Here is a 14,338-nt window from a genome sequence, read left to right on the forward strand (position 1 = left end):
TCGCCTTCGTAGGTATGCGCTCCAGGCGATGTCCGGTTGCGCGGTGGGGTCACGAACGATGATACCCGCTGGACCGTCGCTCACGTTAGTCTCCGAGGTGAATGGAAGTCGAGAGGACGGGACATCGACACACTCTGGAATCGAATCGTTTCTCACGAAATATACGGAGTCGTTCTGGTATTACGGGTCGGGGAAAGTTGCGCTCCGTGATGGCGTCAGAACGTTGCGAGCGACCGAGGAATCAACAGATATCCGGTATTCGTCTTCGACACCCAACGTGCTCTTGCCCGCCTACGTTCCCGATGCCGTGTCGGAACCGCTCGTCGAGCTCGACGTCGAACCGCGATACTACGCGATTACCGAGCGGTTGGCCCCGGATCTGAACGATCTCGTCGATCGGGCCGATAGCGATACGCTCGCTGTCGTTTCCGTCAACTACTTCGGATTCCCCCAGCCGAACCTTGACGAGCTATCGAAGCTGTGCGATGAACGCGGCTGGTATCACGTAGACGACAACGCACACTCGGCGTGGAGCGTCTCCGACGGATCGCTGCTGGGCACGATGGGCGACGTCGGTATCACCTGCCTCTGGAAGACGCTCCCGATTCCGAACGGTGCGCTGTTGTACGTTCCGTCGCCGTCGCTCCGTGAGTCGTTCGAGCCGTCCGCACTGGCCGGTCGACAGCCCCGTCTCGACGGCAACGATCTCCGCTATATCGGCAAGTCGTATCTCTCGTCGGTTCGTCACGCAAGTTCACTCGTTCGTCACTCGGTCGACTCGGTCGTCCAGAACGTGTACGGTTCTGCGGCGCCTGATCCCGGTCGCCGATACGACGCCGGAAAGCGTCGCTTTTCTCGTCTGTCGGCGATACTGTGTGAGGAAACCGATCCAACGGAGATCGTTCGCCGGCGTCGCGAAAATTTTCGGACCTGGCTCGCTATGTTCGACGAATCCGATCGCTGCCGACCGCTGTTTTCTCACCTTCCACCGGGCATCTGTCCGCAGACGATGCCGGTGTACGCACCCGATCCCGACGCCGTTTCGAACCGGTTGCGCCGACTCGGGGTCGACGGCGTCCACCGCTGGCCGCGTCTCCATCCGGCCGTCGCGGCCAATCCCGATTACGCGGTCGCGACCCGGCTCGCCGAACACGTACTCACCGTCCCGGTTCACCAGCACGTCGACCCGGCGCGGATCGAAACGATCGCCGATGGATTCGTCGACCGATCGGTAGAATGTCCCTGACGATCAAGCCGCGGGCCATCGTTGTCACGATCCGACGCTCCCTGCCTCTATCGTCAGTCACGCTCGACGGTCTCCTCTCGAACCGAGATCCCTTTCCGTCCGAGGTGCTGTAACTGTCGTCGGGCAAATTCCTCTTCCCGCGTTCCTCGCGTCGCGAGGACGTAGACGAGCGATCCGCCGGCCGGGCGCATCGTTCGTCCGGCGCGCTGGGTCCCCTGTCTGCGCGAGCCGCCCAGTCCCGAAGCCACGATCGCGAGGTCGGCCGTCGGGAGGTCGATCCCTTCGTCTCCGACGCGCGAGATCACGAGCGTCGGCGCTTCGCCGTCGCGAAACGAACTGAGAAGTTGCTCTCGGCGGTGATGGGGCGTCTGTCCGGAAAGAAACGGAACCGAGAGCGCGTCGGAAATCGCGTCACCCTGATCGATGTATTCGACGAAAATCAGGGCGTTCCCCTCCGGATGGGCTGACAACAAGTACCGAATCTCGTCTATCTTGGCCGGGTTTTCCGCGGCGATCCGGTACCGCTCGCGACCGTCGGCGGAGCCGTAGGCGTTGGCTTCTTCGTCGTCAGACCAGGGGACGTAGCGGATTTCGAGTTCCGGCTCGGCGACGAACCCGGCGTCGAACAGGGCGTTCCAGTCGGTCCCGATCGGTGGACCGACGAGCGAGAATATCTCCGCCTGTCTGTCGTCCTCCCTGATCGGTGAGGCTGAGAGCCCGAGTCGGTGTCTCGACTGGAGGTGCGTGCTCCGACGGTACACGTCGCTCGGGACGTGGTGAACTTCGTCGAAGATAATGAGTCCCCACTCGCGGTCGTCGAACAGCCGACGGTGGCGATCCATGCCGGCGATCTGGTACGTGGCGATCGTGACCGGCCGAATGGCCTTCTGGCCGCCGTGGTACTGTCCAATCTGGTCGGGAGTCAGACTCGTCGTCCTTTCTATCGTCTCCGCCCACTGGCGCGCGAGTTCGCGACTCGGGACGAGTACGAGCGTCTCTTCGCCGAGGCGTTCCATCACACCGAGCGAGGCGATCGTCTTTCCGCTCCCCGGCGGACCGACGAGGACGCCCGATCCTTCGGCTTCGAATCGATCGACCCACGTCTGCTGGTATTCGCGCAGCGTCGCGTCTAGCGACAATTCTAGCGGATCGCCGCCAGCTAGCGTTCGCTCGTCCTGGACGGGATAGCCGGCTTCGTACAGCAGACGCTTGATCGTCGCTTCGCTGCCCTCGCGGACCCAGTCTTCGGTCTCCGAGATGGGGGCGTGGACGTGCGTCTCGTCGAGCGTTTGACGAGCGACGTTTCCCATCACTTCCGGGCTTCGGGCTTCCAGTACGGTGTACCCATCAGGATGGGTGCGAAGACGAAACTGCGTCGCCCGATCGAACTGACTCTCGATCCACGCTTCGAGTTCGTCGTGCGTTGCTCCAAGCGCCTGTCGAACCGTCCGACGGAGCGATTCGATACTATCGTGAGGGGCTTGCCAGATATCTTCGGGTCTGACGACGTATCGATACCCTCCGTCGCCGTTCGTATCCGCGAGGTGCGCGAACTGCGCGAGCTGTGCGCGGGTAAACTGCGCCGGCTGGTCGAGGACGATCTCGCGTCGCTTCGGGAAGACGATCGCGCGTTCGCGATCGGTCAGGTCTTCGAGTTCCGTCGGGTACCAGACGGTCGGGTCGGTCCCCACCGAGAGTTTACTCACCGAACCGTCCTCGGCGAGCGCTTCGAGAACGTCGTGCGCTCGTTGGTGGGTCAAATCGTGTGACCGTGAGACGGTTCCTGCCGTGAGGACCGGGCGACCGACGTGCTGGCACGCATCGTGAAAATCGGCCAGCGAAAACGCCCCATCGAAACGTTCGTCAGCGGATTCGTCGTGAGTCGTCCCCTCGTCGTCCCTAGCGGACCGCTGCGTATCGCTCGTCCCCGTCGCTTCGTCTGGCGGGTCGTCCGTCACGTCGATGAGTACTGGCGTCGTCGCTAAACCGATTACGCCTCGAGGGTGATTGGCCGCCTGTCGTGTCGTCCAGATAGTACGAACGCCTTTTTCGATCCAGCGCGTAGCCGATAGCATGTATCGGGCAATCCTTCCCGAGGGACAGATCGTCTGCGAGCGCTACGAACACGGCGAGAAAGGGATCGACCTCTTCGACGATAGTGACGAGTTTCTCGCGTTCGTCCCCTACGCGACGCTCAACGCATTGATCGACGAATCGGTCTACGAATCCGACGAACGCTCGATAATGTAATCGGTACGTGTCGATCGAACGACCGGATAAGACGGTCCGTGTACCACCGAACCCACGTGAGGATTGGCGTTTAGGCCGTTGGCGATCGATCGATGGCGTCTAACTGCTCCCGGTAGCGGTTTCTGACGGTCACGACCGTCGTCTGTGCCGTCTCCGCGACTGCCCGCTGTGGAATCGTCTCCTCACAGAGCAGTCCGGCGGCGTAAATCGCCGCCGCCGCGAAGCCGGTGGGCGACTTCCCGGAGTGCAGGCCGAGATCGGTCGTTTCGTCGATTATCTCGAACGCGGTCGATTCTACCTCGCTGCTGACGTCGAGATCCGAGCAAAATCGCGGAACGAACTGTCGGGGATTGGTCGGCTCTAGATTGATGTTGAGCTCGTCTGCGATGTAGCGGTAGGTCCGGCCGATCTCGCGCTGTTCGACACGAGAGACCGCCGTCACCTCCTCGAGGCTACGGGGAATTCCGTCCTTTCGACAGGCGATGTAGAGCGCGCTCGTCGCGACTCCTTCGATTGATCGGCCGCGGATGAGGTCGCGATCGAGCGCCTGCCGGTAAATGACGCTCGCGGTCTCTTTGACCGGGGTCGGGACGCCCAGTGCGCTTACCATCCGGTCGATCTCCGAGAGCGCGTACTTGAGGTTTCGTTCACCGGCGTTTTTCGTCCGGATCCGTTCTTGCCAGACCCGCAACCGGTGAATTTGGCCGTGTTTCGCGGCGTCCATCGAGTGACCGTTCGCGTCGCGATTACGCCAGTCGATGGTGGTCGTGAGACCGCGGTCGTGCATCGATTGAGTGAGCGGCGCGCCGACCCGTGAGAGTTGTTCGTGTTCGCGCGCGTCGAACGCTCGCCACTCCGGGCCGTAGTCGATCGGTTCATCGCTGAGGACGAGTCCACACTCATCGCAGACTAACTCGCGACGATCCGGATCGTGGACGACGGTATCGGTCTCACAATCCGGGCACCGACCTTCGCTCCTCGAGGTCTCCTCTTCCTCCGTGACAGTGTTGGTGACGGACCGTGTCATCAGTGTGTTGGCAGACCCAGGCTCTGACTGTAAGGGGTAGTCATGGTTTCACCAGAAACACACACTTACCCATGAGCGCCGTGACGTGGGGAACGAAAATCGGAGTGACGTGTGAAACCGATCGAGTCTTCGTCTCAGAGCGCTGATCGGGCCGACCGAAAACGGTCTGGTGACTGTCAGCCGACATCCCGGCTCACCTGAGGTCCGTCGAAGATCGCTTTCGATCGACCCACCGGCCGACGACAGGAGACGTAATGGGTGCTTTCGACTCTCAACTGACAGTCAGGTTTTTCACAGTCGAGAGTGACTCTTTCGCAAATGGAACTGTCGGGGGTGAGTATGGGGACGCTAACCGAATCGAACAGCGATAGCGGCTCGTCTCGGCTATCGGACCGCTATTCGAGTCGAGACGGCCGCCAGCCTGGTCGCTTTCGAACGCCCGGAACGGAGCGCCGTTACACTGACGGCCGTGCGAGCCGGCGAACGAGCGAATCGAACGGGCTACGCCGATCGATCCGACGTCCCTCTCACAAAATTGGTAAGCGGTCCGTACGCCGCTGTACGGTTAGAGAATGCACCCCGAAACACCCGCATTCCGCTCGAAACCGTCGTCAACGGACTTTGCAGGTGATGCAAAACGTGAGGGTGTTTAAGAGATTCACCGTTGGGCTACCAGTTGGTGTGTCAAACGTGAATGCGATCGACAGCCGCCGGGAACTCAGGACGGCGTCGCGGTACGCACGGGTACGTAAGCGAGTCTCATCGTGCGGCGACGTCGATATCGAAACCCGTCCATACGAGGGCCGAACGTAATGTCGTCTGTGGATACCTCGCTCCCCGAAGAAATCACGTCCGTCACGGACAAAGAGCGATCCGACGGCCTCTCCAAGGACGTCATCTTCGAGCTGCTCAAGAACCGACGTCGACGCGAGGTCTTACAGTATTTACTCGATACGGACGGGACGGTGACGCTCGGTGAACTCGCCGAACAGATCGCCGCGTGGGAAAACGATACGACCGTCGCGGCGTTGAACTCGGATCAACGAAAGCGAGTGTACGTCGCACTCTATCAGACTCACTTGCCGAAGATGGACGATGCCGGGATCATTGACTACGACCAGGATCGCGGATTGATCGAACTGGCGGACAACGCCGATCTGCTCGTAATGTATCTCGAAACCGATACACACCAGCGCGACCGCTGGGACCGATGGTACGGACTCCTCAGTCTCGCCGGCATCGCCCTGTTGGCGGCAGGATATATCGGGGTCCCGGGTATCGAATCGGTTTCGATGAGTGCGCTCGCGACGCTCGTGATCCTCTCGTTCGCCGTTCTCACCGCCGTCCACGTGCTGGTCAATCGCCGATTTCAGCAGGCTGTCGACGGAAAGTTATCCCGTATCGAGTGACCGAACGACAGTCTCCATGTTCGTCACACTGGCGAGAGATTTTTACACGCCGATACCGTAGACGCCACCGGCTCCCGACGACGATCGTCCAGTACCGGAAACAGTTCGCGTGCCAGCTTCTGTTACCGGCGTGGGAGCCGTTTTTAGGCCGAATCCGCCGATGTGGAGTCAGTACTCGAACGGTTCGCCGTCGAGGCGGACGTATCGAACGTCGGCCGCCCCGTCGTAGTCGGTGACTTGCACGTCGGCCACGGTACCATCGACGTTCCAGGTCGTCCGGGCGTCGTCGCTACCGGAGAGCCACCACTCCGCCCAGCCGTCGCCGTAGGCCTCGCCCTCGTCGAGCCACTGCGCGGCCTCCTCGCTCGGTCGGATTTCGCCGTCGACGTCGATCCGGTATCGGAACTGTCCGGCGAGTTCCAGCGTGTGGCTGTTGTAGCCGGGGAGTGTCGTTGGATCGACACACGTACCGTCGATGCGGACCGACTCGACCGCGGTCTCTTCGTCGTACGGTTCGACGGAGAACGCGGTGATCTCGCCGTCGTACTCCCAGGTCGTCTCTGCGTCGTCGCTACCGGAGAGCCACCACTCAGCCCAGCCGTCGCCGTAGGCCTCGTCCTCGTCGAGCCATTGTACAGCCTCCGCGCTCGGTCGAATTTCGCCGTCCACTTCGATCCGGTATCGGAACTGTCCGGCGAGTTCCAGCGTGTGTTCGAGTGACGGCGCGTGTTCGGTGTCGGCCGAGGCGGTCGAATCGATTCCGGCGGCCGCACCTTCAGCCGACACCGGACAGCCGTCTGGGATCCGAGAGCCATCAGGATCGTTCGAATTCCCGCTCGCCAGGTCGATCGTCGATCCGTGGGCGCGACGCAATCCGCCGTGGAAACCCGTGTCGAACCGACTGTCTTTAACCGACACGCGGCCAGAATCCCCGTTCGCACCGGCGACGATCGCGTAGTGACGACCGTTCATCTCGAGGTCGCAGTCGACGACCTCGACCGTCCCCGGTGACCACGCCCAGATCCCCCGCCCGTCCTGATGTCGCTCGTCGTTGAGGGCGACGCAATTTTCGACCCTACCGCGGGCGAGTCTGTAGTGAGAAACCCAGGAGTTCGCCGAGTAACAATTTCGCAGTTCGACCGTTCCGCGCCCGCCCGGTGCGGAGCAGTAAAACGAGTTGTCGCCCATCTCCTGGATGTTAACGCCATCGATCACCAGGTGGCCGGAGTGCTGTGGCGACACCCAGAGTCCGACGCCGTGTCGGTGGCCATTGCTCGCCCCGTCGCCGAGATAGACGTTCTCGACGACAGACGTTCCGCCGCCCGTATCCGAGACGCCCATGATCGCCGTCGGCGGGTTGTCCATGCGACCCCGGAATCCCACGTTTCTGATCGTCGTGTTCGTTGCGTGCGCGTCGATCGTCGCCGAGGCTCCCGAGCCGGTCACGTCGATGACGACGTTCTCTAATGTTTCACCGGCGCCAACACGGATGACCCGGTGCTCGCCTGTGCCGACGGTGATCGTCTCGTACGACTCGTCGGTACTGGCGGATCCCGCCCCGACGAGGCCGGCGGCCGCGGCCGTCGCTGCACCAGCGAGTCCAACGAACCGACGACGGCCGAGTAACCTTCTATTACGTGTTGACGCTCCAGTGTGTTCCGTCGCCGATACCCGCGGTTGATCGCCCAGTTCCGAACGTTCGCGTGCCATGCGATCGGGTAATCTGGCCATACCTATATAAGCCTTCCCAGAAAAAACGTACATATGGCCGTGAATATCTAAAAAATTGTCCTAATCAGGAATTAACTGGGCAAAAACTATTCTGATTTCAATAACGTCCGGTTCCTCTAGCTGTCCCGTCGTCTCTCCAGCGTACCGACCGATCAACGAGCGGCGGGTACGGACGAGTGAGGACGGCCTCTTCGGCGGGTGAGCCAGTAGACGAGAGAGGAATGGTGAGTGACGGACGTCTCTCGTCGTTCGCTCTCGACTATCCCGGTAAAACGAGCGAATCAGTCCGAGCGTCGTTTCGTCAGTCAGTTCCTTCGGCGGCTTCGGTCGCCGAGTCCGGACAGCCCTCCGGCAGCTCGTCGGCCGGTTCCCGGTCGGGTTCGTCGACGATATCGATCGAACTTCCGTCAACCTCGTTGGTTCCGCCGTGGAAATCGGTCGTAAATGCCGTCTTCGAGACTTCAACGGCCGTTCCGTTGCCGTTCGCACCGGCTTCGATCGCGTAGTGGCGGCCGTTCATGAGCAGATCGCAGTCGACCACTTCCACCGTTCCCGGCGCCCAGGCCCATACGCCGCGGCCGTCCTGGTGGCGTTCGTCGTTGACGGCGGTACAGTTCTCGACGACGCCGTCTGCGAGTCTGAAGTGTGAAACCCAGGAGTTTGCCGAGTAACAGTTTCGGATGTCGACGGTGCCACCGCCGGCGCCCCCTGGTGCGGAGCAGTAAAACGAGTTATCGCCCATCTCCTGGATGTTGACGCGCTCGACATCGATGTGACCGCTGTGTTCGGGCGCGACCCAGATTCCCAGTCCGATTCGGTGGCCGTCGATAGCGCCGTCGCCGAGATAGACGTTCTCGATCGTCGAGGTGTTACCGCCGGTGTCGGCGACGCCGAACACCGCGTTCTTGCCGCTGACGCGACCTTCGATCCCCACGTTGCGGATCGTCCAGTCGGTTCCCTGGGCGGCGATCGTCACGTGAGAGCCGTCGGCGGTGACGTCGATCAGGACGTTCTCGAACGCCTCTCCGTCGTCGACGGTAATCGTTCGGTGCTCGCCGGCGTCGACGGTAATCCGCTCGTACTCGTCGGACTCGTCGGCGGTTGCGGGCTGGAGCGTCCCGAACGTGGCGACGGCTCCGGCCGCGATCGTCTGAAGCGCTCTTCGTCGAGTAATCGACGATTTACCGGTCTCTGTCGCAACAGTCGAATCGTCGTCGGTGCGGGGGGAGGACGGCATGCATTTCGTAATTCGAGGTTATATACATAAATCTTCTCCTGTAATTATAGTCGGATCAGGTGAGTGTCGGCCTCTATTGACTATCTTCGAAGATTTGAGGAGGTAAAGAGATGGCCGAATTCGATCTCTCCGAGGCTCCTCTGTGACCGGGGCTCGGTCGACATCGTTCGTTACCGGTCCGTAAATCGATGTTACGGGTGTCTATGGCGGTAGTGTCGGGAAATCGGTCGGCTCTCCGAATGCGTTGCGGTGTATCGCGAGGCGGCTGGACGAATGGAGTCGTGAGAAGCCGCTCTCAGTGATCGCGGATCTCGTAGACGAAAACTTCCGGATTCGAGACGTAGCGCGCCGATCCCACCTCGTCTTCGAGCGACTCCAGCGACACCGATTGGTAATTTAGTTCGTGGTAGATCTCGTGTTCTCGCACCGTATCGAACTCGCTACCGATCAGGAAGTACGGTCCGTCACCCGGATAGGCGTCGCCGTAGTCACCGTCGTTGAACGCGTCCATCTCGATTACGCCCTCGCCCGGCCACATGATCGCCGCCTGTTCGTCCGTCATCGTTTCGACGCCGTATATCGCGTCGTTGTACCGATAGGTCGTGTAGCCGTAGCCGGCGTACGGGTGGTCGGTCCCGCCGGTGATCGCCGTCTCGTAGCCGTGATAGGTCTGTTCTGAGACGTGCTGAGTCGGATTGTAGATGAACGGAGAGCCGAAGACGGTGAGCATCGCCACGACGAGACAGACGGCGAGCGCCACGGCGATGATCCCCGAGACGGCGACCGTCGGGGCGAAGCGGTCGAACCAGCCGACGAACGCGCCCAGGGCGACGCCCGCGAGGATCGTCACCACGACGAATATAAATCCGATCTGCCTGAACGCCATCGTCGGCGTCCCCATGAAGTAGACGACGAACAGCCCGCCGAGCGGAATGAGTGCGACGGCGAGGTACGATACGAGCGCTCGCGACCCCGGCGACGCCCGGCTCCGACCGGCCCAGACGACGAGGATGTAACTGCCGACGACCAGCGCGAGTACGGCGCTCACCAGAAAGAGCTTCGCGAAGAGTTCCGGGAGGCTCCCACCGATCTCCGTAAGCGACGCCCCTCGCTGACCGACCTCTTCTCCCGTTCCGATATCGGCCGTCAACAGTCCGTAGATCAATCCACCGAGTGCGTTCCTGAAGCGTTCGTTCGCGAACGCCCACGCCGCGAACGTCACCGCCATGACAACCGAGTAGACGTGAATCGTTGGATGCTCTAACACGGGATGTTCGTCGTACCGACGGCGAGCGACGAGCTGGACGGCGCTAATCGCCCCCAAGAGTATCACCGCGTTCACCATCTGCTGGGGGTGGATCAACAACAACCCGAGTCCCGAGAGGACGATGAGCGCGCCGTACGGGGAAAGGCCGAACGGAAGCCGCTCATCCGACGATCGTCGGGTCAGGTAGGCGAGAACCGCGAACGCGAAGACGGGGACGAAAAAGAGCGCGTTGCTGTTGCTGTGGGCGCCCATGTGTGTCGCGATATTGTTTACGGGAAGGACGAGCCAGGCGATGATCGCGCCGAAGCCGACCGCCACCGGATTGTCCGTGATCAGTCGAACCACCAGCGGAACGAACACGACGAACGGAACGAAGAACACGACGACCGCAGCCATCAACGCGTGCTGTGGCTCGACGCCGGCGACGAGGACGAACATCGACGCGACGCTGTGTAACCCCGGATAGAACAACTCGTGGGGCGCCATCGTCCCACCGACGAAATCTCGGACCCATCCGAGGTGGGTTAGTGCGTCCCCCTTTCCGTGGAAGTAGTACCCTCTGACGATCGGAAGGCTCACGACTGTCGTCACGGCGAACCCACCGAGCACGATACCGGCTGCCTGGTGTACGTCCCGGCAGACGACAGACACCGCGAGCGCGATGGATAGCCCAATTCCGAGGGCGATCCAGGTTCCTGTCGGCGTCGCCGTGTATATGGACGGTTCGTACCCGGTAGCCGGCGATCGCCTCGCGACGACGACTGCCGCAGCGACGGCGAGGTAGCCGGCGGCGAGCAACAGGTTCGGTATTCGTCCCATCCTCTCAGGCACCCTCCGCGGTCAGTGACTCGGCTGGGCTACGCATTCTGCGTGATAGTCGATACCCGAGCCGTTTGTTATCGCGTCGTTACTACGATCGCCGTCGAACGGCGGTGTACCTCGTCCCGTGTTCGGCCGCCTTACTCACCACAACCGACCGAGGACCCCACGTCTGGATGGGGCGTCGCACGAATCGGACGCCGAACGAATCGGCGGTCGATCGGATACCGTGACGTTGGCGTCCGTAGCGAGTCCGAGCCGCCCGATAGCCGTTCACGGTCGGTGCGAATGGACGGACGATTTTTGTGAACCGGAGTGGTCTCTCCCCTACTCGCTCGACGCCATGTCAGCACTCACCATCGAATCAATCGAGACGAACGGGACCGAGCTAGTGTGTCGAGTCGACGCGACCGCGGGGCTCGATCGATTCATCTCGCCGATCCCGTTCCGAGCCACGTACGACCGGCCGATAGACGACGTTCCGGACGGCGTCGCCGTCATTCCCGTCCTCGCACAGGTTCTTCCGGTCGCCTGGGCACAGGGGGCCACCGTCGAAACGCCGGTCGTCGACGCGCGGTTCGCCGATTCGGTCGCCGCCGTTCGAACGTCCCTCTGTGAGATGCACGACTTCCTCGAAGGCGGCCGCCTCGTGGCTGGCCAACGCGAGTCCTACGAGCCGATAGATCGGGGTGGCTCCGGATTGTTGTTTACCGGCGGCGTCGACTCGATGGCCTCGTACGTGAGACACCGCGAGGAGAACCCGACGCTGATTAGTCTGCGGGGTTGGACGATCACGCCGGACGAGTCCGACGACGAGAAGTGGGACTCGCTCCGTTCTCGCGTTTCCAGGTTCGCCGACGACCGTGATCTCGACGCGGCGTTCGTCGAATCGAACATGCTCCGGTTTCTCGATCATCCGATGCTGCTCGCTCACTACAAGCGACACGTCGATGGCGCCTGGTACAGCTCGGTCGGACACGGGCTTGGATTGACTGGCCTGTGCGCGCCGCTCGCGTACGCGAGCGGAATGAGTGATCTGTACGTCGCGGCCACGCACTGGCAGGGAATCGATCTCGCCTGGGGATCCCATCCGAGCATCGACGATAACGTGGCCTGGTCCGGGACCGACTGCCACCACGACGGCTACGAACTGACCCGCCAGGAGCGTCTCGACCGAATCGCAACGTACGTCGACGAAACGGACGAGGACCTAAACCTCCAGACCTGTAACGAACGGATGGACGGAAATTGTAGCACGTGTGAAAAGTGCTATCGGACGGCCATCGGGTTGCGCCTCGCGGGGCTAGACCCCACGGATCACGGCTATCGGTTCGCGGACGAGAACTACACCGCGGTCAGACGCGGATTCGAGAACGGGCGATGGGTACTTGGGACGGATGAACGACACATGTGGGCCGATATTCGGAATCGCGTCCGTGAAACGACGGCCCGATCACCGGCCGAGCGGGCGTTCTTCGACTGGTTACGGTCGGTCGACCTCGACGAACTGGTCGCGGACGCGACGCCGCCGCTCTCACACCGATGGTTGCGGGCTGGTGCTCGAGTCACCCCGACACCCGTCTATCGGCGGCTCTATCCCCTCTGGCGCGAAGCTAGCTCGGTAGGACGTAAACTTACGTCAGTTCGGTGACTGCATTCGGCGACGATCGTCGATCGATCACTCGCGCTGACCGCTCAGGACCCGCCCAATTACTCCATGTAGCCGAGTCCCTTGAGACGCTTTTCGACGTCCGAAAAGTCGTCGTCGACCTGCTCGTCGGCGTCTAACGACCGGACGCTCTGGCGTTTCACTTTGGTCGTTGCGGGGGTGGAGTCCGGTCTGAACGCGTCGAAGAGAACCCGCCCGTCGACGTTCGACGGAACCGGTTCGTCGATCCCGTGGAGTAACGTCGGCGCCACGTCGACGACGCGAGCCCCGCGCAGCGACGCCCCCGCCTCGATCGACGGGCCCGCACACAGCATGATACCGGTAGAGCGGTGACTGGCCGCCGTCGACCCCGTGTCTCCGAACGGTTCGTTGGCGATCGTCGTGCGGCTCTCGTACTCGCCCCGGCCGTTGACGACGAGATCCGGGGCGTCGTCGTCCGTCGGAAAGAGGTCGTCGCCGTCGAAGACGCGGAGGACCGACTCGCCGGTTTCGGGATCGGAAACCGATTCGAAGCACGCACGAACCGAATCTTTCACGTCGGAGACGTCCCCCGAATCGACGATCCCGTCTTCGAAGCGATCGACGTCATTCACGTAGACGTTGCCGGCGTCGTGGACGAAGGCTTCCGTCTGACCGTAATCGACGTCGTAGAGGGCGTGGTCTCCCGGAATTTGCTCGGCCACGGAGTCGACCAACCGCCGGGGCAGCGCCGTCGCCAGCCGCTCTTCCGAGATACCGACGGAGGCGAGGGCGTTCGTGACCGAGTCTCTGGTGATTCCGAGCGCCGACAGCGCGCCTCTCGTTCCGTCGTCCTCCCGTCGCGTGAGAAATCCGTTCTGTTCGAGGATGTAATTCACGTAGACGAGTGTGTGGATCGGTCCGAAGCCGTGATCGGAGACGACGTAGAGGTCGGCGTTCGCCGCGTCGGTGCGATCGAGAATCTCGCCGAGTAACTCGTCTAGGATCTTGTAGTGTGACCGAAGCCGGTCTTCGTCCCACACCAGATGCTGGAACCGGTCCGGTGCGGTGAAGACGAAAAAACATAGCCGCCAGTCGGGAACGCGCTCAAGTAGCAGCTCCATCAGCGCGCGACGTGCGTCGAGAATTTCGTCGACGGCCGCCTCGAACGCGTCTAGGTCGTCGGCGTAGGAGGGGTAGTCCAGGCTGATCTGATAGTCGGGAATGTGATCGGCGATCTCGGCGCCGAGGTCGGGTGGGTGTGTGAACGTTTTCTCCGTCGAGGGAGTCATCATCCCGGAGACGACGGCCCCGTCGATCTCGTTCGGCGGATACGTCATCGGGACGTTGCCGACGATCGACGGCGAAAGCTGACGCCAGATTGGCGGTTGACGGAGATCCCGACTGGTGTACATTCGGTGGGTGTACGATTCGGAGAGCTTCTGAAAGCCATAAATGCCGTGTTTGTCCGGCCAGACCCCGGTCGCAATCGAGGGCCAGGCAAGCGGCGTCGTCGCCGGGCGCGTACTCTCGAGCGGCCCCGAGGCGCCCCGTTCGCGCAGTCGTGCGAAGTTCGGAAGCGTCCCGTCGTCGCTCCACTGTTCGATGAGCCGCCATGGGACGCCGTCGAGCCCGAGGACGAACGCTCGATCGGCGCCGGTACTAGATCCAGACATAGGATGCGGTGGTCACCAACTACCGCTCTCCATGGAGCGAGACGGTTTT

General features: G+C 62.0%; 10 protein-coding genes. 4 read left to right on the top strand and 6 right to left on the bottom strand.

Annotated features, from left to right (window positions below):
- Positions 1-277: 277 nt before the first annotated feature.
- Positions 278-1,246 carry a DegT/DnrJ/EryC1/StrS family aminotransferase gene (locus tag NKH31_RS15290; protein WP_254862655.1) on the top strand — a complete coding sequence of 323 codons (969 nt, stop codon included), beginning with the start codon at positions 278-280 and terminating at the stop codon, positions 1,244-1,246.
- Positions 1,247-1,299: 53 nt separating this feature from the next.
- Here the strand turns inward: NKH31_RS15290 and NKH31_RS15295 are convergent, their stop codons facing one another.
- A complete protein-coding gene (locus tag NKH31_RS15295) occupies positions 1,300-3,204 on the bottom strand; it encodes a DEAD/DEAH box helicase (protein ID WP_254862656.1) in 1,905 nt (634 codons plus the stop codon).
- A 115-nt stretch (positions 3,205-3,319) separates the two neighbouring features.
- Here NKH31_RS15295 and NKH31_RS15300 point away from each other — a divergent pair, with 115 nt between their 5' ends.
- Positions 3,320-3,496, top strand: coding sequence for a hypothetical protein (locus NKH31_RS15300; protein ID WP_254862657.1), 177 nt, complete (start codon positions 3,320-3,322; stop codon positions 3,494-3,496).
- 70 nt (positions 3,497-3,566) lie between these two features.
- Here NKH31_RS15300 and NKH31_RS15305 read toward each other — a convergent pair whose 3' ends face one another.
- A complete protein-coding gene (locus tag NKH31_RS15305; protein WP_254862658.1) occupies positions 3,567-4,523 on the bottom strand; it encodes a transcription initiation factor IIB in 957 nt (318 codons plus the stop codon).
- 812 nt (positions 4,524-5,335) lie between these two features.
- Here NKH31_RS15305 and NKH31_RS15310 point away from each other — a divergent pair.
- A complete protein-coding gene (locus NKH31_RS15310) occupies positions 5,336-5,932 on the top strand; it encodes a DUF7344 domain-containing protein (protein ID WP_254862659.1) in 597 nt (198 codons plus the stop codon).
- Between the two features lie 168 nt (positions 5,933-6,100).
- On the opposite strand, the gene NKH31_RS15315 is transcribed toward NKH31_RS15310, so the two are convergent.
- From NKH31_RS15315 to NKH31_RS15325, 3 genes are all read right to left on the bottom strand, one after another.
- A complete protein-coding gene (locus tag NKH31_RS15315) occupies positions 6,101-7,642 on the bottom strand; it encodes a hypothetical protein (RefSeq protein ID WP_254862660.1) in 1,542 nt (513 codons plus the stop codon).
- Between the two features lie 322 nt (positions 7,643-7,964).
- The gene (locus tag NKH31_RS15320; RefSeq protein WP_254862661.1) at positions 7,965-8,900 is read right to left on the bottom strand and encodes a hypothetical protein; all 936 of its coding nucleotides are present in this window, start codon (positions 8,898-8,900) and stop codon (positions 7,965-7,967) included.
- 295 nt (positions 8,901-9,195) lie between these two features.
- Positions 9,196-10,986, bottom strand: coding sequence for a DUF6541 family protein (locus tag NKH31_RS15325; protein ID WP_254862662.1), 1,791 nt, complete (start codon positions 10,984-10,986; stop codon positions 9,196-9,198).
- A gap of 343 nt (positions 10,987-11,329) precedes the next feature.
- Here NKH31_RS15325 and NKH31_RS15330 point away from each other — a divergent pair, with 343 nt between their 5' ends.
- Positions 11,330-12,637 (top strand): hypothetical protein, encoded by a 1,308-nt coding sequence (locus tag NKH31_RS15330; RefSeq protein WP_254862663.1) that lies wholly within the window; start codon positions 11,330-11,332, stop codon positions 12,635-12,637.
- Positions 12,638-12,696: 59 nt separating this feature from the next.
- On the opposite strand, the gene NKH31_RS15335 is transcribed toward NKH31_RS15330, so the two are convergent.
- Positions 12,697-14,289, bottom strand: coding sequence for an alkaline phosphatase family protein (locus NKH31_RS15335; protein WP_254862664.1), 1,593 nt, complete (start codon positions 14,287-14,289; stop codon positions 12,697-12,699).
- Positions 14,290-14,338 lie beyond the last annotated feature (49 nt).

The organism is Halovivax gelatinilyticus (genome assembly GCF_024300625.1).
GTDB classification, from domain to species: Archaea; Halobacteriota; Halobacteria; order Halobacteriales; family Natrialbaceae; genus Halovivax; species Halovivax gelatinilyticus.

Excerpts from the sequence above, each read along its gene's own strand:
- NKH31_RS15330 (WP_254862663.1), top strand. The coding sequence starts at position 11,330 with ATGTCAGCACTCACCATCGAATCAATCGAGACGAACGGGACCGAGCTA.
- NKH31_RS15300 (WP_254862657.1), top strand. The coding sequence starts at position 3,320 with ATGTATCGGGCAATCCTTCCCGAGGGACAGATCGTCTGCGAGCGCTAC.
- NKH31_RS15335 (WP_254862664.1), bottom strand. The coding sequence starts at position 14,289 with ATGTCTGGATCTAGTACCGGCGCCGATCGAGCGTTCGTCCTCGGGCTC.
- NKH31_RS15310 (WP_254862659.1), top strand. The coding sequence starts at position 5,336 with ATGTCGTCTGTGGATACCTCGCTCCCCGAAGAAATCACGTCCGTCACG.
- NKH31_RS15320 (WP_254862661.1), bottom strand. The coding sequence starts at position 8,900 with ATGCCGTCCTCCCCCCGCACCGACGACGATTCGACTGTTGCGACAGAG.
- NKH31_RS15305 (WP_254862658.1), bottom strand. The coding sequence starts at position 4,523 with ATGACACGGTCCGTCACCAACACTGTCACGGAGGAAGAGGAGACCTCG.
- NKH31_RS15325 (WP_254862662.1), bottom strand. The coding sequence starts at position 10,986 with ATGGGACGAATACCGAACCTGTTGCTCGCCGCCGGCTACCTCGCCGTC.
- NKH31_RS15315 (WP_254862660.1), bottom strand. The coding sequence starts at position 7,642 with ATGGCACGCGAACGTTCGGAACTGGGCGATCAACCGCGGGTATCGGCG.